The organism is Ensifer sp. Root31 (assembly GCF_001424825.1).
In the GTDB taxonomy this organism is placed as follows: Bacteria; Pseudomonadota; Alphaproteobacteria; order Rhizobiales; family Rhizobiaceae; genus Ensifer; species Ensifer canadensis.
The window spans coordinates 31,908-51,751 of sequence record NZ_LMCO01000056.1; the positions used below are offsets into that span (position 1 = coordinate 31,908).

Below are 19,844 nucleotides of genomic sequence, written 5' to 3' on the forward strand. Positions count from 1 at the left end.
GGATAGAAGACCGGCGGCCTGCTGCTAGACTTCCGCCGGAGAGATCAGGGAGGCGGACTTTGGATCAGGCTGTATCGAAACCGATGCCGACGGAGGAGGGCATCCTCGCCTTTCACCGGCGCTGCGAAGAATTCTATCCCGCCGATGCGGTCGATGCGTCGATCGAACAGCAGCGCAAATGGTACGATGCGCTCTGCGCAGAGTTCGACGCGCCGTCGCCGGCGGGGCTGACGCGCGAGGACGAGCTTGTCGACGGCCGGATCCCGATCCGGCGCTATCGGCCGGCGAGCGTTTCGACCGACATCCGAATCTACTACATTCACGGCGGCGGTTGGGTCGTCGGCTCGCTCGACAGCCATGACGCCATCTGCGCCGAGCTTGCCGATTTCGCAAGGGCAGAACTGGTGTCGGTTGATTATCGGCTGGCGCCCGACCACGTCTGGCCAGCCGCCTTCGAGGATTGCTACGCGGTCTTGAATTTCCTGGTGGCCGATGGCCGACCGGTGGTGGTCGTCGGCGACAGTGCCGGCGGGAACCTGACCGCAGGCATCGTGTTGAAGGCCCGGGCGGACGGGGTGTCTGGTATCGTCGGGCAGGCGCTGATCTATCCTGGCCTCGGCGGTGACCTGGCTTCCGGTTCCTATCTCGAAATGTCCGATGCGCCGGGACTGACGACTGCCGATACCAGCTACTACCGAAAGATTTTGCAGGCGCCGGCCGACGACCCGTTTGCGGTGCCGCTGGCGGAGAAGGATCTTTCCGGCTTACCGCCGACCTATATCGCTGGTGCCTATTTCGACCCCTTGCGCGATGACGCGCGCCTCTATGCCGCGCGGCTTGCGACGGCCGGCGTCAACGTCACCTTTCGCGAAGAGCCGCAGATGATCCACGCCTGGCTGCGGGCACGGCACATGAGTGAGGGTGCGCGCGAAGGCTTTCGGCGCTTGGCCGAAGGTATTGCGGTGCTTGTCGGAACCGGCTGAACGCTCCAGTTTTCACCGGAGCGCAATTGCGGGCGGAAACGCGCTAGCTCTTCGCCTTGAACACCAGCACCGGATTGGGGCGGAAGCTCTGCGGGAACAGTTTGCGCAGGCTCTCGATCTTCGGCATGTCGTTGTAGACGATGTAGGGATAGGTCGGGTTGCGCGTCAGGAAATCCTGATGGTAGCCCTCCGCGACATAGAAGCCCTTCAGCGGCGCGATCTCGGTGACGATCTCGGTCGGAAAGACGCCTGATTTTCCGAGCTCGGCGACGTAGGCCTCGGCGATCTTCTTCTGCTCCGGCGTGGCAACGAACAGAGCCGAACGATACTGCGTGCCGTGATCCGGCCCCTGATAGTTCAGCTGCGTCGGGTTGTGGCCGACGGAGAAGAAGATCTGCAACAGCTTGCCGTAGCTGACCTGGCTCGGATCGTAGGTCACTTCCACCGATTCCGCGTGGCCGGTGTCGCCATTGCTGACCGCCTCATAGGACGCCGTGTCGCGGCTGCCGCCGGCATAGCCCGAGACAGCGTTGGTCACGCCCTTCACATGCTGGAAGACGCCCTGGACGCCCCAGAAACAACCGCCGGCAAATACCGCCGTTTCCGGACCGCTGGCCGCTTTCTCATCCAGCGACGGCGGGGGAATGGATACGGCCGGTTCGGCGGCGCGGGCTGAGGGCGCAATCGAAAGGGCGGCGCAGATGGCAAGTGCCGGAGCCATCAGCCAGAGATGGTGGTTGATAGCCGGAGCGAACGGCAGAATGTTGCGTGTCGAAGACATGGTTGCTTCCTCTGCCGCGTTCGGGCGGCGGCCGTGTGAACCCATGTTTTTCGCGGACCCGGCCGAATGCAAATCGCAAGAGCGTGCTTCACGGCAATGTGACGATCCGCTACCACTGCATTGGCGACTTGATCCCGCATAGCGGGGACTGTGGAAGGTTAGAGGAGGGGTGATGGCTGGCGAAACGGATTTGACGAAGCTGCTGGCGACGATGGCGCCGGTTCTGTTTCCGCAGACCTATGTCTATTGCACCGTGCCCCATGACGAGGCGCAGCGTTACATGCCGGTGGAGCCGCTTGCCACCTATCGCGAGGACGAGGGGCTGACGCTGATCCTGGAGCGTCATGCTGCCGATGCGGCCGGCCTTTCCTATGGTCCGCTGCTTCGCCGCATCACGCTCAATGTGCATTCGGCGCTTGAGGCGGTCGGGCTGACGGCGGCGGTGGCGACGGCGCTGACGCGGGAGGGCATCAGTGCCAACGTCGTGGCCGCCTATTATCATGACCACATCTTCGTGCCGGAGGCCGATGCCGAGCGTGCGCTCGAGGCGCTGCTGGCATTGAGCCCGGCCTGATCGCCTCGGCGATCACATGAAGCGGATGTCGCGCGGCGGGTTTTCGTAGTCGTCGTGACGACCGTTCTCGTAGATGATCGGTGCCGTGCCGAGTTCCTCGTCGCTGACGCCGTCAACGCAGGCGACGTTGACGGCGTAGAAATGGCCGAGGAAATCCTCGAGATAGCCGCGCGAAAACGGCCGGATGCCGCAGCGGCTGCAGAAGTAGTGATCGACGTCGCCCTCCCGCCAGTTCGAAGGCTCCGCCCGATAGCTCGTCAACGCCTCCTTGCCCCTGGTGATGGCAAACTCGTCGCGCAGCGCGAAGGATTTCTGCATGCGCGTCTTGGCGCAGAAACTGCAATTGCAGCGGCGGATGCCTTCGGCAAGGTCGAGCTGGCATTCGAACTCAACGGTGCCGCAGTGGCAGCTGCCGCGATAGCGCTTTTTCATCGGACGGGCTCCTGTCTTTGGACAGTCGTCGGCTGTCCCTGGTCTTTCGACCGGGGAAACGACGCTGGCGAGTTGAACGTTGATGCGATTTATGTGTTGGCGTCCGTTGTGCGGACGCCGGTTATTATCCGGCTTTGACCGAGGCCTCCGCCTCGTCGGCAATTGCCGGATCGCTGTCGGCGCCGTCACCGGTTGCCTTGCGCAAGAGCAGGAAGGCGAGCAGTGCCGTCAGCAGCGACAGGGCCACGCAGATCGATGCGGTGAAGGCAAACGAATTGGTGAACACGTCGCGGGCGGCATTGAGCAGCCGTTCGGATTGCTCGCCCGGAAGTTGCTCGGCGATGGCGACGGCGCCGCCAAGCGTCTGGCGTGCGGCCTCCACGGTCTCAGTCGGAAGGCCGGTGACGATCACGGCGTCCATGCGGGTGCGATAGGCTGATGTCAGCATGCTGCCGAGCACGGCGATCCCGAGCGCACCGCCGAACTCGAAGCTCGTCTCCGAGATCGCCGATGCAGCGCCGGCGCGCTCCGGCGGGGCGGAGCCGACGATCAGGTCCGTCGTCAGCGTGCCCACTGGCGCAAAGCCGAGGCAGAGAACGACGAGGCCCGTCGTGACGAGCAGCGGACTGCTCGTCGTTTCGACCTGGGTGCAGATCGCAAAGCCGATGGCGGTCAGCACGAAGCCGGCAGCAATCAGGTTCGAGGCGGCATAGCGGGCGGCAAGCGACGGAACCAGGATCGAACCGAGCACCATGGCGACCCCTGTCGGCACCGACCAGAGACCGGCGACGAAGGGCGACAGGCCGAGCACGAGCTGCAGATACTGCGCCACGAACAGGAAGGCGCCAAAGCCGACGAACAGGCCGAGAATATTAACGCCGAGGGCGGCGCTGAAAGCCGGGGTCCTGAACAAGGCGAGGTCGATCAACGGATCGGCAAGCCGGCTCTGGCGCCGGGCAAACAGGATGGCGACGGTCAGCCCGAGCAGGATGAAGAACACGGCGGTGACGTCGAGACCGTCCTCGGCGATGCGCTTCATGCCATAGATTACCGACAGCACGGCAACCAGCGACTGTCCGGCACTGATGAAATCGAGCCGGCCGGCATTCGGATCGCGGAACTCCGGCAGCAGCATGGGACCGAGGATCAGAAGCAGGATCATCACAGGCACCGCGAGCAGGAACACCGAACCCCACCAGAACTGAGACAGCATCAGCCCGCCGACGACAGGGCCGATGGCGCCGCCGGCGGAGAAGCTGGCGATCCAGATGCCGATCGCCAGCGTGCGCTGCTTGTCATCGAGGAACATGTTGCGGATCAGCGACAGCGTCGAGGGCGCCAAGGTTGCTGCTGCGACGCCGAGGACAGCACGTGCGAGGATCAGCGTTTCGGCGCTCCAGGCGAAGGCGGCCAGCACCGAGGCGATGCCGAAGGCGATGGAGCCGATCATCAAGAGCCGGCGCCGGCCGATGCGGTCGCCAAGCGTGCCCATGGTGATCAGAGAGCCCGCCACCATGAAACCGTAGATATCGACGATCCACAGGAGCTGCGAGGCCGATGGCTTCAGCTGCTCGGTCAGTTGCGGCACCGCGAGATTCAGGACCGTCAGGTCCATCGAATAGAGCATGCAGGGCAAGGCGAGGACGGCAAGGCCGATCCACTCCCGCCGCGTGGCCTTCGGGCCCGGTGTGTTGTCCGCGGTGGTCATTGTCTCAGACATCGGAAAGATACTCCTCCAGTCTTTCGAGGCACTCGCCCCAGCCTTCCTGGTGCGAGTCGCGCTCGTCGACGCTGTCGAAGGGGGTCTGGTGGAAGGTCAGACGGGTCTTGCCGCCGACATCGACGAATGAAACGGTGATCAGCGTGTCGGCACCCGGCTTGCCTTCTTCGTCCCAGGCGAAGGTGAAGATGAGTTTCTCCGGCTCGATCACCTCGCGATAGACGCCGCCCATCCAATAGTCGCGCCCTTCCGGCGAACGGATGCAGGCGCGCCAGGCGCCGCCGGGGCGGAAATCCATCGTCAGCGAGTGCGGGCTGAAATCGCGCGGTCCCCACCAGCGCAAGGCATGCTCGGGCGTTGACCATACCCTAAACACCAGGCTGCGCGGCGCATCGAAGATCCTGGTGATTTCGAGGCTCAGTCTGTGTTCGCGCGATGCGTTTTCACTGGTCATTGCCATAACAATTCCTCCCGCAGCCAGCGCTGTCGCTTGGCGCGGCCGTTCTTTAACCTGAAAGTTATTTAACTTGATGGTTAATAACTGGGCGCGCGGGGAATTGTCAAGGCGGCCGAGGCCTGAGATCTGATTTTTGTCAGTTATGCGACAGGGTGCATCGGCCCTTAAGGCGGAGGGGCACGCGGCCGAAAGCTTCGGCGTCACCAAGGCTGCGGGCAAGAATGAGTGCCCCCTGGATGCCGCCGATCACTTCTTCGGCCAGCGCCTGCCGCTCGTTCTCGGCGATACCCTGGCGGCCGAGCGCCTCGGCGAGGGCAGTCCGCCAATCGGCAAAGTATCGGGTGAGCTCGACGGAGAAGCGATCATGGGCGCCGCTGGCGGGCAATGACGCCCATCAGGCAGAGGCGGCGTCCCCGGCGAAAGTAGCTGTCGACGGAGGCAAACATGTCGTCGATCGCAGCCGCCGGCCTTTCGCTGTTGCGCAGCAGGTCGAATATGTTGGTCTGGAACCATAGGGCGATGTCGCCAAGCACCGCCTCGGCCATCTCCTCCTTCCCACCAGGGAAGAAGTGATAGAGGCTGCCCGCCGAGCCCGGTCTTCTCGGTGATCAGGTTGAGGCTCGCGCCATCATAGCCGTGTTCGCGAAAGACCTCCGCGAGCGTGGCGATGACGTCCTGGCGCTCGGCGACGACGCGGCTCATGCGGGTTTCCTCGGCAGCGGATACTCGACCTTGCCAAAACGATGAAACAGCGTTCCAACCGCAACCAGCACCAATGAGCCGGTCAGAACGGGGAAAAGCAGGAAGTCGAGGCCGGGGTCGCTGGCAAAGACCACGAGCGGAGTGGCGCCCGCCGGCGGATGGGTGATGCGCAGCGCTGCCATCAGCGCGATCGCAGCACCGACCGCAAGGCCGACCGCCCACCACTCATTGGGGAAGACTGCGCGCATGACGAGGCCGACCAGCGTCGCGATGAAATGTCCACCGACGACATTGGCGGGCTGGGAGAGCGGGCTGCCGGCGACCGAGAAGATCAGCACGCAGCTGGCGCCAAACGGCGCCATCAGAAGCGGTTCGCCGACGATATTGGTGAGCGCGCCGACGGCGGCGATGGCCACGAGGCCACCCATGCCGGCAACGAGGCCGCGGCCGATATGGACGGCAGGTTGGTGGCAATTGAAGAAATGGCGCACGACTGTAACTATCAGTAAAATGTTTACCGATTGGTGCAGTCATACGCTTTTGGAGCCAAGACGGTGTTACATCAGGTCGCGTGCGACCCGCTTGGCAAAGCTCTTCTCGAAGATGGGCGCGTCGTTTTCATAGGCGACGATCTTGGCTTCGGTGATCCAGTCGTCGGCATCGCAGGTGAGAACCGAGGTCGAGACCGTGCGCACCGACCAGCCCTCGCGTTTGGAAATGCAGGTCCAGGTCGAGGTGCCGATCATCGAATGCGGATTGTCGGGAGCGATGGACCAGGTCTCGTCGCGGATGTCCTGCGTCGCGAGCCCGGTATCCGGATGCTCGCTCAAGCCCCCATCCTCGTAGATGCGATAGTGGGTGACGCCGTTGGTCATGTCGCGTTCGACGGTGCGGCTGGTGCTGCCGGCCGTCCGCTCGATGTATTTCGGCAGCGGATCCGGATTTTCCGGCTCCGGCACGACGACCTCGTTGTGCTGGCCGAGCAGCGGAAGGGCAAGCGTCAGGCTCGCTGTGTCGATGGTGAGGCCGGGATCATCAGGCGGCGGCAAAATCATCGGCCAGTAGGACGTCGACAGCGACAGCCGGATGCGGTGGCCGGCGCGCACGCGATAGCCGCAGGCGTCGAGCACCAGTGTGATCCGCGTGCGGCGACCCTTTTCCATTGCCCGCGGTTCGGCATTGCCGTCGCGATGCGCCAGATTGAGCACGCCGAAGGCGATGCGGGTGGCGGTACCATCCGGGTGCACGTCGACGATGCGGGCGACAAGGTTGGCCGTGTCGGCCGGGCAGGTGACATCGACCGAGAGGCTTGGCTGGCCGAGATAGTCTTCAGCCTCCAGCAGCGGCCGCGTTTCGAAGGTCAGCGCTCCGGCATCGTCGATGCGCTGGTCACCGGCCATTTCGGCATCGGGTTTCAGGGTGAAATATTCGCCGGAAGCCGTGCCGGTATCGAGCGGTGATTTCAGATAGACCTCGCCGGTGCCCATATCTTTGGCGTCGGTGGAAAGCCTGCCGTCGAGCGTGATGCCGAGAACCTGCATCTCCGGCTTTTGCCAGACGTCCTTGGCGACCCAGCGGCCAGGGTCGTTGTCGCGCCGGACGGCCGGGCGCGGGCCGTCGAGGATATAGGCGCGCACCTGCGGTCCGCCTTCGGCGCCGTTCTTTTCGTCGCGCAGCCAACGGTTCCACCAGCGGATCGCCTCGCCGTGAAAATCGGCGCGGGGCTTTGGCCAGGCGAAATGCGGATATTTGTGCACCCAGGGGCCGATCAGCGCCTTGGCCTTTGCGCCGAGGCCCTCGACGGCTTTCAGCGGCGTGTTGCGATAACCGTCGGCCCAACCGGCGATGACGAGCGCGGGAGTGTCGAAGCCGCCGAAATCCTCCGAGATCGAGCCGTGCTGCCAGAAGGCGTCGCGGCGCTGATGCTCGAGCCATTCCTCCATGAAGTAGGGTTCGTTCTCCAGGCGCTCCAGCCACATCTCCTTCCAGCGGTCGCCGACGATCGCAGGGTCGGGCGCGCGCGATTGATAGGCAAGCATGGTCGCCGCCCAGGAAAGCTGGGCGGAGAGATGGCACCCATTCTTGTAATGGATGTCGTCGTTGTAGCGGTCGACGGTCGAGGCGATCGAGATCACCGCCTTCAGCGCCGGCGGCTTGAGGGCTGCCACCTGCAGGCAGTTGAAGCCGCCCCAGGAGATGCCCATCATCCCGACCTTGCCATTCGACCACGGCTGGGCGGCGATCCATTCGATGATCTCGCAGCCGTCGGAAAGCTCGCGCGGCGTATATTCGCCATCGATGACGCCATCGGATTCGCCCGAGCCGCGAATGTCGACGCGCACGCCGGCAATGCCGGCGGCGGCAAAGACCGGATAGGTCGATTCATCGCGGAGACTCGTGCCGCCGCGCTTGCGGTAGGGCAGGTATTCGAGCACGGCCGGCACCGGCTCAGCGTCGGCGCCATCCGGCATCCAGATGCGGGCGGCAAGCCGCGTGCCGTCCTTCAATCGGATCCACTCGTTCTCGATCAGGGTGAATTCACGCTCTGACATATCGGTTGTTCCGCTCACTCTCATTGTTCTTACGCGTTTCCAGACGCAAAACCGCTAAACACTTCTGCTGGAAATGCTCTAACGCATTGTTTTTACGCACTTCCGTACGCGAAACCGTGTTCTTAGCTGTCGAACCAGACGCGGCTGGCAACATAGCCGTTCGAAAGGTCGTTGCCGATGTCGTGGACGAAACCCTTCAGCGATGCGGAAGCGGCGTTCACGTAGTCGTTGAACACCGGCAGGATCAGGCCGCCCTCGTCGCGCACCGTCATCGCCATCGTACGGTACATCTCCTTGCGCTTGGCATCGTCGAGCTCCGAGCGGGCCTGAAGCAGGAGCTTGTCGAAGTCCTCGCGCTTGAAGCGCGTGTCGTTCCACTCGGCGCTGGAGAGATAGGAGGTGGAGTAGCGTGAATCCTGCGTCGGCCGGCCGCCCCAGTAGGAGGCGCAGAACGGCTGGACGTTCCAGACATTGGTCCAGTAGCCATCCTCCGGCTCGCGGCGCACTTCGAGCTCGATACCGGCCTTCTTGGCGCTTTCCTGGAACAGAACCGCGGCGTCGATGGCGCCGGGGAAGGCGGCATCCGAGGTGCGCAGAAGGATCGGCCGGTCGTGGCCCGATTTCTTGAAGTGGAAGGCGGCCTTGTCGGGGTCATAGGCGCGCTGCTCGATGCCCTCGGGCGCCAGCGCATAGTTCTCGTTGACCGGATAGTCGTTGCCGAGCGTGCCGAAACCACCGACAACGCGGTCGAGAATCGCCTGTCGGTCGACCGCATATTTGAGTGCGAGCCTCAGGTCGTTGTTGTCGAAGGGCGCCGTGTCGCAATGCATCAGGAAGCTGTAGAAGCCCTTGCCGGCGGTCCGGAGAATCTCGACGCGCGGCGCACGCTTCAGGAGCGGCACCGTCTTCGGGTCGATGTTGTTGATGAAATGCACCTGGCCGGAGGAAAGCGCGGCGATGCGCGCGGTCGTGTCGTTCATCACGATGATTTCGACGCTGTCGACGAAGCCGCGGTCCTGGCGCCAGTCATTGGCGTTCTTCTCGAAGGTCGAGCGCAGGCCGGCTTCATAGCTTGCAAGCTTGTAGGGGCCGGTGCCGATGGGCGAGGCGGGATTGTCGACGCCGCCGCGTGGCTGGATGATCAGGTGATAGTCGGTCAGAAGCAGCGGCAGGTCGGCATTGCCTTCGGTCAGTGTCAGCACCAGCGCGCCGGCCTTTTCCTCGATGTTCTTGATCGAGCGCATCAAGCCGAGCGCACCTGATTTCGAGCCTTCGTCCGAATGCCGCTTCAGCGTGGCGATGACATCGGCGATGGTCATCTTGCTGCCGTCGTGGAAGCTGACGTCGCTGCGGATCTTGAAGGTCCATTGCGACGCATCCGCCGAGGGCTCCCAGGATTCGGCCAGTGCCGGCAGCGGCGCGCCGGTCTTCGGATCGGATTCGACCAGGGTGTCGCCCCAGAGGTGGCCGATGACGAAGGACACCGAGCCGCTATAGCCGGCGGGATCGAGCGTATCGGTGGTGGCGCCGCCCTTCAGGCCCAGTTTCAGGTGACCGCCGCGCTTGGGCTCCTCGGCGCGTGCATCGCCCGCAACCATCGTGCCGCCCAAGCCTGCCGCCAGACCGAGGGCCGCGGTGCCCGCCAGGAAGCCGCGGCGGTTGATGCCTGTCGGCACGATGAGGCCGTCGGGACGCTTGGTGAATTCGCTCATATGCAGGTTCCCTCTGAAGTGTTGTTTCAAGGGAAAACCTAACGGCTGCGGCGGGTTGCACAATTTCGCGACTTGACGCTGATTTACGCGACTTTACGCTATCTGTTCCGGATCGCTGGGAGCCGCTCGTGCACGACGCCGACAACTTTGCCGCCAATCTTCGTTTCGCCTGCGCGACGCGGCGCTCGATCTCGCAGATCTGTCGCGAGATCGGCATCAACCGTCAGCAGTTCAACCGCTACATCAGTGGCGAGGCGCGGCCGTCGGCGCATAATGTCGCGCGCATCGCCAGCTTCTTCGGGCTGCAGGCGCAGGACTTTTCCCTGTCGTCGAAACTGTTCGAAGCCCGCATGGTCAGGCCCGATCGCGACCGCTCGCAAGCCGGGCTGCTGCTTGAAGGATTTCCCGGTGATCTGGCCGGGCTTCGCCGCCATATCGGCTATTACCAGACCTACCATCTCTCGCCGTCGTGGCCCGGCCGCGTCGTCTGTTCCTGCGCCCGCATTCACGAGGAGAGCGGATCGATCCGGGTGAAGTCGATTGAGCGCATCCGCGATGCCGCCAACGAAATCCAGCAGTTTTCGAAATATGTCGGCCTCGTCACCTTCTGGCGCAATCGCATCTTCATCGCCGAGCGCAGCGTCGGGCGCCAGCCGATGCTGTCGCAGACGATCCTGATGCCGTTCGAAGTGCATCAGCGCGTCTATCTGCGCGGCACGACCATGGGCGTTTCCTGGCGCAAGGAAAACCTGCCCTATGCCTCGCGGATGATCTGGCGCACCCTCGGCCAGGAGCCGGATATCCGGCAGATGCTGTCGCGCTGCGGCGTGCTGGCCACAGGCTCGCGGCAGATGCCCTCGACGGTCAGGGCCTTTCTCGAAACGCCTGATGCCGACGTGCTGACGGTGCCGACCGATTATTGAGATAGCGTGCGCGGCGTTGCCGACTTAAAGCGCATCGCGATCTCCAGGTTTGCTCGCTGCGCTTTAAGTTCTTGTTTCTACGCATGTCGTTATCGCAAAACCGCTGCGCACTTTTGCGCGACATGCTCTAGATTGCGTTGCATTCCGCGTCTGCACCGTCGAAGGAGAAGCTGATGAAATCTGCAGATATCGCCATGTCTGGACTTCTGCTCGCGGTCTCGGCCATGCCGTCTGCCGCCGAAGATGCGCGCCCGCCCATCCCGGCTTGCGCGCTTTCCGGCTCCACCAGCGTCATGATCGGCGGCCAGCCGGCGCTTCGGCTCTCCGACGTCGCCAACTGTCCGCCGGAGCTTTACGAGGTGGTGCCGAGCATCATGATCGAAGGGCAGCCGGTCGTGCATTTCCGGTCAGGCAGTGGCGCCACCGGCGACTGCACCGCCAAGGCGGAGCCGTCGGTGACCTTTGAGGGCGAAGCGGCGCAACGATTGGGCGATGTCGATTGCAAGGTGAAGTGACGGCTGGATCGTCTTGACCAACCTAGCCCTCTCCCCGCAGGCGGGGAGAGGGGACTACGTAGGCACTTTCGGCGCTGGCCCTCAGTTGCCCGCACTTTCCATGCGGCGGGTCGTCAGCACCCGCTCCAGCCAGCCGATTTCCATCTCGGGAACGGACTTTAGCAACAGGTCGGTATAGTCGTCGAAGGGCGGTGCCAGCACCTTGGACTTCGGGCCGAAACGCACCAGCCGGCCGCGATGCATCACCGCGACGCTGTCGGCAATCGCCCGGACGATGGCGATGTCGTGGGTGATAAAGACATAGGAAACAGCGGTTTCCTCCTGAAGCTTCAAAAGCAGATTCAGGATGCCTTCGGCCACCAGCGGGTCGAGGGCCGAGGTTGGCTCGTCGCAGAGGATGAGTTCCGGCTCCGCGGCGAGCGCCCGGGCAATGGCGACGCGCTGCTTCTGGCCGCCGGAAAGCTCGGCCGGATAGCGATCGAGGAACTTCGTTCCCATCTCGATCTGGTCGAGCAGTTCCTTGACCCGCGCCGTCTTCTTGGCGCCATGCATGCCGAAGTAGAAGGACAGCGGTCGGCCGACGATGTCGCGCACCGTTTGGCGCGGGTTCATCGCCGTATCGGCCATCTGGTAGATCATCTGGATGCGGCGCAGTTCGTCGTTGCTGCGGCCCTTCAAGGCGCGCGGCAGTTCCTTGCCTTCGAAGGTGATGCGCCCTTCGGTCGGCGGCAAGAGGCCGGTGATGACGCGCGCCAGCGTCGACTTGCCGGAACCGCTTTCGCCAACGATCGCCAACGTCTGGCCCTTGGGCAGATGCATGGAAACGTCGTGCAGCACCTTGAAGCCGTTGGCATAGCCAGCGCTGATATGCTCGATCTTCAATTGCGTGCCGGTCTGGTCCGGCGCTTCTTCGCGCTTGGTCTGGCGTACGCTGACCAGTGCCCGGGTATAGTCTTCGGCCGGAGCCTCGATCACCTGTTTGGTGGTGCCGTACTCCACCGTCTTGCCGTGGCGCAGCACCATGATGTCGTCGGAGATCTGGGCGACAACGGCAAGGTCATGGGTGATGTAGAGGGCTGCGGTGTGCGTTTCCTCGATCGCGTGCTTGATCGCGGCGAGCACGTCGATCTGGGTCGTCACGTCGAGCGCCGTCGTCGGCTCGTCGAAGACGATCAGCTCCGGGTTGGGGCAGAGCGCCATAGCGGTCATCGCCCGCTGCAACTGACCGCCGGAAACCTGGTGAGGATAACGCTCGCCGAAGCTTTCCGGATTCGGCAAGCCGAGCACCTGGAACAGGTAGAGCGCACGCTTTTTTGCTTCCTCGCGGTTCATGATGCCGTGGCGAAGCGATGCCTCGATCACCTGATCACCGAGCCGGTGCGCCGGGTTGAAGGCGGCGGCCGCCGACTGTGCGACGTAGCAGACGCGGGCGCCGCGGATCGAGCGGATGCCGTTCTTGTCGAGCGGCAGGATATCCTTGCCGTCGAGCAGCACCTGGCCCCCGGTGATGCGCACGCCACCGCGGCCATAGGCGAGCGCCGACAGGCCAATGGTCGACTTGCCGGCCCCGGATTCGCCGATCAGGCCAAGCACCTTGCCCTTCTGGAGGTCGAAGGAAACGCCTTCGACCAGGGTCACGGTTTTCGGTGGCTCGCCCGGGGGATAGCTGGTCGCTTCGATCTTCAGGTTCTTGACGGAAAGAAGCGTGTTCTTGTCAGGTGAAGCCTCAGGCATCGCCACGCCCTCCTTTCAGGCTGGAGGTTCTCTTCATCAGCCAGTCGACCACGAGGTTGACGCAGATCGCCAGTGTCGCGATCGCAGCACCCGGGATCAGGGCAGCTGATATGCCGAAGATGATGCCATCCTTGTTGTCCTTGACCATGCCGCCCCAGTCGGCGGCCGGCGGCTGGATGCCGAGGCCGAGGAAGGAGAGGGTGGAAAGAAACAGGATGGAAAAGGCAAAGCGCAGGCCGAACTCGGCAAGCAGCGGCGACAACGTGTTGGGCAGGATCTCGCGGAAGATGATCCAGACGCTGCCTTCGCCTCTTAGTCTGGCCGCCTCGACGAACTCCATGACCGCGACATCGAGCGCGACCGCGCGGCCGATGCGGAACACGCGGGTGGAATCGAGCACGGCCATGACCAGGATCAGGATCCACAGATGCTGCGGCAGCACCGCCAGCACGACGAGGGCGAAGATCAGCGTCGGGATCGCCATCATCAGATCGTTGAAGCGGGAGAAGAACTGGTCGACGAACCCGCCCATGACCGCGGCGGTGAAGGAGAGGATCATGCCGAGCGAGAAGGACAGCACGGTTGCCGCCAGCGCCACGAAGATGGTGGTGCGGGCGCCGTAGATCAGGCGCGACAGCAGGTCGCGCCCGAGATTGTCGGTGCCGAGCAGGAAGTCGCCACCGGAAGGAAGCCAGACGTCGCCGACGACCTCGCGTTCGCCGAAGGGGGCGATGACAGGGGCGAACAGGGCGCAGAAGATCGCAATGGCGATGCCGGCGATGCCGATCCAGGCGCTAAGGGGGATGGATCTCAGGTTCATCGCGGATGCCTCAGTCTCGGGTTGGCGAGAATGGCGATAATGTCGGCCGCCATGTTGAGGAAGATGTAGAAAGCCGCGAAGATCAGGCCGCAGGCCTGCACGACCGGCATGTCGCGCACGGTCACGGCATCCACCATGTATTGCCCCATGCCGGGATAGACGAACACCACCTCGACCACGACGACGCCGACGACGAGATAGGCAAGGTTGAGCGCGATGACGTTGATAACAGGTGCCACGGCATTGGGAGCGGCGTGGCGGGCGATGATGCGGAACATGCCAAGCCCTTTGAGTTCGGCCGTCTCGACATAGGCCGACGACATGACGTTGAGGATCGCCGCTCGGGTCATGCGCATCATGTGGGCGAGAACGACGAGCACGAGGGTTGCGACCGGAAGCGCGATCGCCGAAAGCCGCTCGCTGAAGGTCATGCTGTCATAGACCGTCGCCGGGAAGGTGGCGACGCCGAATTTGACGGCGAAGAACATGATCAGGAGATAGCCGACGAAGAACTCGGGCAGCGAGATGGCCGCCAGTGAGACGACGTTGATGATCTTGTCCGGCAGCCGGTTGCGGAACTGCACCGCCAGCATGCCCAAGCCGACGGCAAGCGGCACGGAGACGAGCGCGGCGAAGAAAGCGAGGAACAGCGAATTGCCGAGACGCTTGCCGATCTGTTCCCCGACCGAGTTCTTGCTGGCCCAGGAGGTGCCGAAGTCGCCTTGCACGGCGCCGCCGAGCCAGGAGAGGTAACGCTCGCTCCAGGGCTTGTCGAGGCCGAGGTCCTTGCGGATGTTTTCCACCGCCTGCGGCGTTGCCGACTGGCCGAGATAGGTGGTGGCGAAGTCGCCGGGAAGCGCCTCGATGCCGCCGAAGATCATCAGCGACACGGCAAAGAGCAGGCCGACGCTCAGGCCGAGGCGCTGAAGGATCAGCGCCGCGAGAGGACGGCGAAAGATAAAGCGCCGCCTGAAGGTGCCACCGAGTTCGCCCTGGGCGTCGGCGGGGTTGGGTTTTGCTGGTACACCGGAAAGATCGGCAGACCGCGGATGTGCTCCATCCGCGGTCCCATCCGTCGGAACCGGACCAGTCATCGGTCCGCTTTCCATCATCAGGCGTCGAGCCAGACGCGGGTCGCGACGTAGCCATTCGACATGTCGTTGCCGATATCGTGGACGTAGCCTTTCACCTGCTTGGTGGAGGCGTTCACGAAGTCGTTGAACATCGGCAGGATCAGGCCGCCTTCGTCGCGCACCATCATCGCCATGGTGCGATACATGTCCTTGCGCTTGGTCTCGTCCAGTTCGGAGCGTGCCTCGAGCAGGATCTTGTCGAAGTCGGGGCGCAGGAAGCGCGTGTCGTTCCAGTCGGCGGTGGACAGATAGGCTGTCGAATACATCTGGTCCTGGGTCGGGCGCCCGCCCCAGTAGGATGTGGAGAACGGCTGGACGTTCCAGACGTTCGTCCAGTAGCCGTCGCCCGGTTCGCGCTTGACCTCGATCTCGATGCCTGCCTTCTTCGCGCTTTCCTGGTAGAGCACGGCCGCATCGACGGCGCCTGGGAAGGCGACGTCGGAGGTGCGCAGCAGCACCGAGCCACTGTGGCCGGACTTCTTGTAATGGAAGGCCGCCTTGTCGGGGTCATAGGCGCGCTGCTCGATGCCTTCGGGGAAGAGGGCGTAGGTGTCGTTGATCGGGAAGTCGTTGCCGACCTTGCCGTAACCGCCGAGGATGCGCTCGACCATGGTCTCGCGGTCCATCGCATATTTCAGCGCCATGCGCAGGTCGATATTGTCGAACGGCGCAGTGTTGCAGTGCATGATGAAGACGTAGTGGCCGCGGCCGGACGTGTTCAGGATCTCGACGGTCGGCGCCTTCTTCAGGAGATTGACGGTCTTCGGATCGACGCGGTTGATGAAGTGGACCTGACCGGAGGAAAGGGCCGCGATGCGAGCGGTGGCATCGTTGATTGCAATCAGCTCGACCGAATCGACAAAGCCGCGATCCGTCCGCCAGTCGTCGGTGTTTCGCTCGAAGGTGGCGCGAACGCCGGCCTCGAAGCTCGCCACCTTGAAGGGTCCGGTGCCGATCATGGCGTCGGGAGCGTCGATGCCACCATTCGGCTGGATGATCAGGTGATAGTCGGACAGAAGCAGCGGCAGATCGGCATTGCCCTCCGTCAGCTTCAGCACCAGCTTGTCGCCGTCGGCCTTGATCTCCTCGATCGATTTCATCACGCCGAGCGCGCCGGACTCCGACTTCTCGTCGGTGTGGCGCTGCAGCGTCTTGATGACGTCGTCGACGGTCAGTTCCTTGCCGTCGTGGAACTTCACGCCCTTGCGGATGGCGAAGGTCCAGGTCGAGGCATCGGCAGATGGCTCCCAGGATTCGGCGAGCGCCGGCACGGGTGCGCCGGTGGTCGGATGGCTTTCGACCAGCATGTCGCCCCAGTTGCGGCCGACGACGAACATGAACTGCGAGAGTGCCTTGGCCGGATCTTTCGAGTCGGTCGCGGCAGCGCCTTCGAGGCCGAGTTTCAGATGGCCGCCGCGCTTCGGCTCCTGGGCCGCGGCGCTGGTGGCAAACAGTGTTCCTGCCGTCGATGCGAGGATGCCGGCTGCAGCCGCGCGTCCGAGAAATTCACGCCGGTTCATCCTGCCGAGCATGACCTGTCGTGTGAGGTAATCCTTGTAATCGCTCATTCCCCTGTTCCCTTCTGTGTCGGCATTCGCCGTTCGTTGTGGTTGGTAGAGATTGCTGCGTACCGCCACCTTGCGGATGGCTTTCGGATCGGCCGTTTGGGCCCATTTTTTGTCTTCGCTTGCCTCGTTTCTCCTTTCTCGGGCGGACGCTCTTGGCTTCAGATCGATAAGCCTAATCGCTCGATTGCACCTTGTAACGTCCTAAATTATAATTCATTTCCATAAGCTACATTTATGGATAGGCCTTCGGCGGCGCGCGGGAGACCCCACACGTTCCGTGACGTCGCTTTGCCGGTTCACCGGCCCGTCGTCAGTCCTGCGCCGCCCGTGGCAGCGTCTGTCAGCGCCCCTTCCAGACCGGGTCGCGCTTCTCGGCAAACGCCTTTGCGCCCTCCAGCTGGTCCTCGCTCGAATAAAGAATGTCGACAGTCTTGAACTGCCGGCGGGTGATCTTGTTCATCGTCGCCTGGAAGGTCTCGCCCTCGGCTGCGCGCACCACTTCCTTGATGGCGGCATAGACGAGCGGCGGGCCGCTCTCGAGCAGGCGGGCGAGCTCCCAGGCGCGCGCCATCAGCTTGTCGGCGGGCAGGATCTCGTTGACGAAGCCCCAGCGGTTGGCTTCGACGACATCGAGCCAGCGGCCGGTCAGGAGCATGTCCATGGCGATGTGATAGGGGATGCGCTTCGGCAGCTTGATCGAGGCGGCGTCGGCGACGGTGCCGGAGCGGATTTCCGGCAGCGCGAAGGTGGCGTGCTCGGCTGCGAGGATCAGATCGGTGGAAAGCGCGATTTCGAGGCCGCCACCGCAGCAGATGCCGTTGACGGCTGATATCACAGGCTTGTTGAGATCGCGCAGTTCCTGCATGCCGCCGAAGCCGCCGATGCCGTAGTCGCCATCGACAGCATCGCCGGCCGCCGCCGCCTTCAGGTCCCATCCCGGACAGAAGAATTTTTCGCCGGCCCCGGTGATGATGGCGACGCGCAGCGTGTCGTCGTCGCGAAAGTCGCGGAAGATCTCGCCCATCACCCGGCTGGTCTTCAGGTCGATGGCGTTCGCCTTCGGCCGGTCGATCGTGACTTCGAGAATGCCGCCTTCGCGGCGGGTAAGGATCGGTCCGGTCATGGCGTCAGTTCCTCCGGCGGATCAGGGCGTCGGCGGCGATGGCTCCATGGCCTTCCGGTAACACCATTAAAGGATTGATATCGAGTTCTTCGAGGTTTGAAGCGTTTGAAACGACATAGGATGCCGCAGCGGCGACAGCGTCGGCAAGGGCCGCGAAATCGCCCTTCGGTCCGCCGCGGTAGCCGTCGAGCAACTTCCTGATCTTCAGTCCGTCGATCGCCTCGCGGATCAGCTCCGGCGTCGTCGGCAGCGTCAGGATTGCGGAATCATCCAGCAGTTCCACGAGGATGCCGCCGGCGCCGATGGTCAGCACCGGGCCCGCGACGGGATCGCGCATCGCGCCGATGATGAGTTCGGCCACGGGTTTTGCCACCATCTTCTCGATGAGATAACCCGATGCCACGGCAGCCATGCCTTCCGCGGCGCTAAGCACCTCGGCACTGCTTGCAAGGTTCAGCTTGACGGCCCCGGCCTCGGTCTTGTGGGCGACGCCCAGCCCCTTGAGCACGACGGGGAAACCGAGGCTTTCGGCTGCCGTGGCGGCCTCTTGCGGCGTCGATGCGGTCGTGCCCGGCGGAACCTTAAGGCCCGAAGCCGCAAGCTCGGTCTTGGCTTCATGTTCGCTAAGGGTGATGGCATTGCCACCGCCTGAAACGCCGCCGTTCAGGAGCTTCGGCGGTGCGGGTCTGGCCCAGGCCGCGCCGATGCCGGCAGCGGTCTCGACGGCTGCCAACGCCTCGTCGATCCCAAAGAAGGGGATGACACCGGCAGCCATCAGAGAGAGTGCCGTCTGTTCCGGCATGTTTTCGCCGAGGCTGGCGACGATACCGGCGCGGGCGCTGGTCGCGTTTGCCGCATCGATCACCGCGTCGCAGGTCGTCACCCAGTCGGCCGCGTCGCAGCGGTCCTGGCGGGGGAAGTCCAGCACGATCAGGTTGAGCGCATAGCCGCCCTTCATCATCGCGCTGAAGGCGGTCGTCTGTTTCTCGCGGTTGCCCCAGACGAAGGTGTGGTAGTCGAGCGGGTTGGCGATCGTCACCATCTCGCCGAGGCTTTCCTTCAGGGGGCGTCGCTGTTCTTCCTTCAGTGCCCGGAAGTTGACGCGATAGCGCACGCCGGCATCCGCCATCAGCGAGGCCTCGCCGCCCGAACAGCTCATCGAGGAAATCTCGCTGCTTTCGAGCGGGCCGGCGACATGCAGCAGCTTCAACGTTTCCAGCAGCGCCGGCAGCGTGTCGACGCGGCCGATGCCGAGGCGGGCGAGAAGTGCGGAGGAGACCCGGTCGTTGCCGGCAAGCGAGGCCGTGTGCGAGACCGTGGCAAGCTGGGCTGCCTCCGACTTGCCGACCTTCAAAGTCACGACCGGCTTGCCGAGTTCACGGGCGCGCGTTGCCAGCCGCTCGAGCGCTGCAATGCTGTCGAAACCCTCGATATGCAGGCCGACGGCAGTGACGCGCGGATCTTCCAGCACGGCGCAGGCGATGTCGGACAGGCCGGTCTGCGCCTGGTTGCCGGCGGTCATGAGATAGGCGAGCGGCAGGCCGCGCGTCTGCATCGAGATGTTGCAAGCGATGTTGGAGGATTGCGTCAGGACGGCAACGCCTCTTTCGACGCGCTGCATACCGTGCTGGTCGGGCCAGAGCAGGGCGCCGTCGAGCATGTTGATGAAGCCGTAACAATTCGGGCCGACGATTGGCATGTCGCCGGCAGCGGCAACGAGCGCTTCCTGCATGTCGTTGCCGTCATCGAGTTCGCTTGCCGCCTCGCGAAAACCCGAGGCATAGCAGACGGCGCCGCCGGCACCGCGCGCCGAAAGCGCCGCGATGATGTCGATGGTGAGCTGCCGATTGACGCCGACGAAGGACGCGTCCGGTGCTCCGGGAAGGTCGGCGACCGAGCGGTAGCACCTGCGTCCGAGGATCTGGTCCTCCCTCGGATGCACCGGCCAGATATCGCCGGCGAAGCCCATCTTGTCGCATTGTTCGATGACCCGCCGCGCCTCCTTGCCGCCGAAGACGGCGATGGATTTTGGTCGGATCAGCCTGTCGAGGGAACGGGGTGTTTGGGTCATCTAATCAGACACTCCCACGTTCCTGTGTTTCGCGACGCCCTCAT

17 protein-coding genes and 1 pseudogene are annotated in these 19,844 nt (G+C 63.7%); 4 read left to right on the top strand and 14 right to left on the bottom strand.

Going from position 1 to position 19,844, the window contains the following annotated elements; translation table 11 throughout:
• Positions 1-59: 59 nt before the first annotated feature.
• On the top strand, positions 60-983 hold the full coding sequence (locus tag ASD00_RS31705) for an alpha/beta hydrolase (protein ID WP_082523796.1): 924 nt from the start codon (positions 60-62) through the stop codon (positions 981-983).
• Positions 984-1,026: 43 nt separating this feature from the next.
• Here ASD00_RS31705 and msrA read toward each other — a convergent pair whose 3' ends face one another.
• Entirely contained in the window at positions 1,027-1,704 is a 678-nt protein-coding gene (msrA, locus tag ASD00_RS31710; protein ID WP_038577286.1) for a peptide-methionine (S)-S-oxide reductase MsrA, read from the bottom strand.
• A gap of 232 nt (positions 1,705-1,936) precedes the next feature.
• Between msrA and ASD00_RS31715 the strand changes: the two genes are divergently transcribed.
• Positions 1,937-2,338 carry an ACT domain-containing protein gene (locus ASD00_RS31715; RefSeq protein WP_025427826.1) on the top strand — a complete coding sequence of 134 codons (402 nt, stop codon included), beginning with the start codon at positions 1,937-1,939 and terminating at the stop codon, positions 2,336-2,338.
• Between the two features lie 12 nt (positions 2,339-2,350).
• Here the strand turns inward: ASD00_RS31715 and ASD00_RS31720 are convergent, their stop codons facing one another.
• The 7 genes and pseudogenes from ASD00_RS31720 to ASD00_RS31750 all read right to left on the bottom strand — a co-directional run bounded on the left by ASD00_RS31720 (position 2,351) and on the right by ASD00_RS31750 (position 9,913).
• Positions 2,351-2,770, bottom strand: a complete 420-nt coding sequence (locus tag ASD00_RS31720) for a GFA family protein (RefSeq protein WP_025427825.1) — start codon at positions 2,768-2,770, stop codon at positions 2,351-2,353.
• A gap of 124 nt (positions 2,771-2,894) precedes the next feature.
• Positions 2,895-4,490 carry an MFS transporter gene (locus tag ASD00_RS31725; RefSeq protein ID WP_234907748.1) on the bottom strand — a complete coding sequence of 532 codons (1,596 nt, stop codon included), beginning with the start codon at positions 4,488-4,490 and terminating at the stop codon, positions 2,895-2,897.
• Positions 4,483-4,944, bottom strand: coding sequence for an SRPBCC domain-containing protein (locus tag ASD00_RS31730; protein WP_025427823.1), 462 nt, complete (start codon positions 4,942-4,944; stop codon positions 4,483-4,485). Before ASD00_RS31730 ends, ASD00_RS31725 begins: the two co-directional genes overlap by 8 nt.
• Positions 4,945-5,083: 139 nt before the next feature.
• Positions 5,084-5,649: pseudogene (locus tag ASD00_RS31735) on the bottom strand (TetR/AcrR family transcriptional regulator).
• Positions 5,646-6,140 carry an HPP family protein gene (locus tag ASD00_RS31740; RefSeq protein ID WP_057211088.1) on the bottom strand — a complete coding sequence of 165 codons (495 nt, stop codon included), beginning with the start codon at positions 6,138-6,140 and terminating at the stop codon, positions 5,646-5,648. The pseudogene ASD00_RS31735 and the gene ASD00_RS31740 overlap by 4 nt, the downstream one beginning before the upstream one ends.
• A 66-nt stretch (positions 6,141-6,206) precedes the next feature.
• A complete protein-coding gene (locus ASD00_RS31745; protein ID WP_057211091.1) occupies positions 6,207-8,201 on the bottom strand; it encodes a CocE/NonD family hydrolase in 1,995 nt (664 codons plus the stop codon).
• Positions 8,202-8,323: 122 nt separating this feature from the next.
• Positions 8,324-9,913, bottom strand: a complete 1,590-nt coding sequence (locus tag ASD00_RS31750) for an ABC transporter substrate-binding protein (protein WP_025427820.1) — start codon at positions 9,911-9,913, stop codon at positions 8,324-8,326.
• 128 nt (positions 9,914-10,041) lie between these two features.
• Between ASD00_RS31750 and ASD00_RS31755 the strand changes: the two genes are divergently transcribed.
• On the top strand, positions 10,042-10,836 hold the full coding sequence (locus tag ASD00_RS31755; RefSeq protein WP_057211094.1) for a helix-turn-helix transcriptional regulator: 795 nt from the start codon (positions 10,042-10,044) through the stop codon (positions 10,834-10,836).
• Between the two features lie 173 nt (positions 10,837-11,009).
• Positions 11,010-11,351 carry a PAAR domain-containing protein gene (locus ASD00_RS31760; protein ID WP_057211096.1) on the top strand — a complete coding sequence of 114 codons (342 nt, stop codon included), beginning with the start codon at positions 11,010-11,012 and terminating at the stop codon, positions 11,349-11,351.
• 81 nt (positions 11,352-11,432) lie between these two features.
• Here ASD00_RS31760 and ASD00_RS31765 read toward each other — a convergent pair whose 3' ends face one another.
• From ASD00_RS31765 to ASD00_RS31790, 6 genes are all read right to left on the bottom strand, one after another.
• A complete protein-coding gene (locus ASD00_RS31765) occupies positions 11,433-13,085 on the bottom strand; it encodes an ABC transporter ATP-binding protein (RefSeq protein WP_025427817.1) in 1,653 nt (550 codons plus the stop codon).
• Positions 13,078-13,905, bottom strand: a complete 828-nt coding sequence (locus ASD00_RS31770) for an ABC transporter permease (protein WP_025427816.1) — start codon at positions 13,903-13,905, stop codon at positions 13,078-13,080. The genes ASD00_RS31765 and ASD00_RS31770 overlap by 8 nt, the downstream gene beginning before the upstream one ends.
• Positions 13,902-15,017 carry an ABC transporter permease gene (locus ASD00_RS31775; protein ID WP_025427815.1) on the bottom strand — a complete coding sequence of 372 codons (1,116 nt, stop codon included), beginning with the start codon at positions 15,015-15,017 and terminating at the stop codon, positions 13,902-13,904. Before ASD00_RS31775 ends, ASD00_RS31770 begins: the two co-directional genes overlap by 4 nt.
• Entirely contained in the window at positions 15,017-16,606 is a 1,590-nt protein-coding gene (locus ASD00_RS31780) for an ABC transporter substrate-binding protein (protein WP_057211097.1), read from the bottom strand. Before ASD00_RS31780 ends, ASD00_RS31775 begins: the two co-directional genes overlap by 1 nt.
• Before the next feature lie 340 nt (positions 16,607-16,946).
• Positions 16,947-17,729, bottom strand: a complete 783-nt coding sequence (locus ASD00_RS31785; RefSeq protein WP_025427813.1) for a carnitinyl-CoA dehydratase — start codon at positions 17,727-17,729, stop codon at positions 16,947-16,949.
• A gap of 4 nt (positions 17,730-17,733) precedes the next feature.
• Positions 17,734-19,800, bottom strand: coding sequence for an acetate--CoA ligase family protein (locus tag ASD00_RS31790; RefSeq protein WP_025427812.1), 2,067 nt, complete (start codon positions 19,798-19,800; stop codon positions 17,734-17,736).
• Between the last annotated feature and the right edge of the window lie 44 nt (positions 19,801-19,844).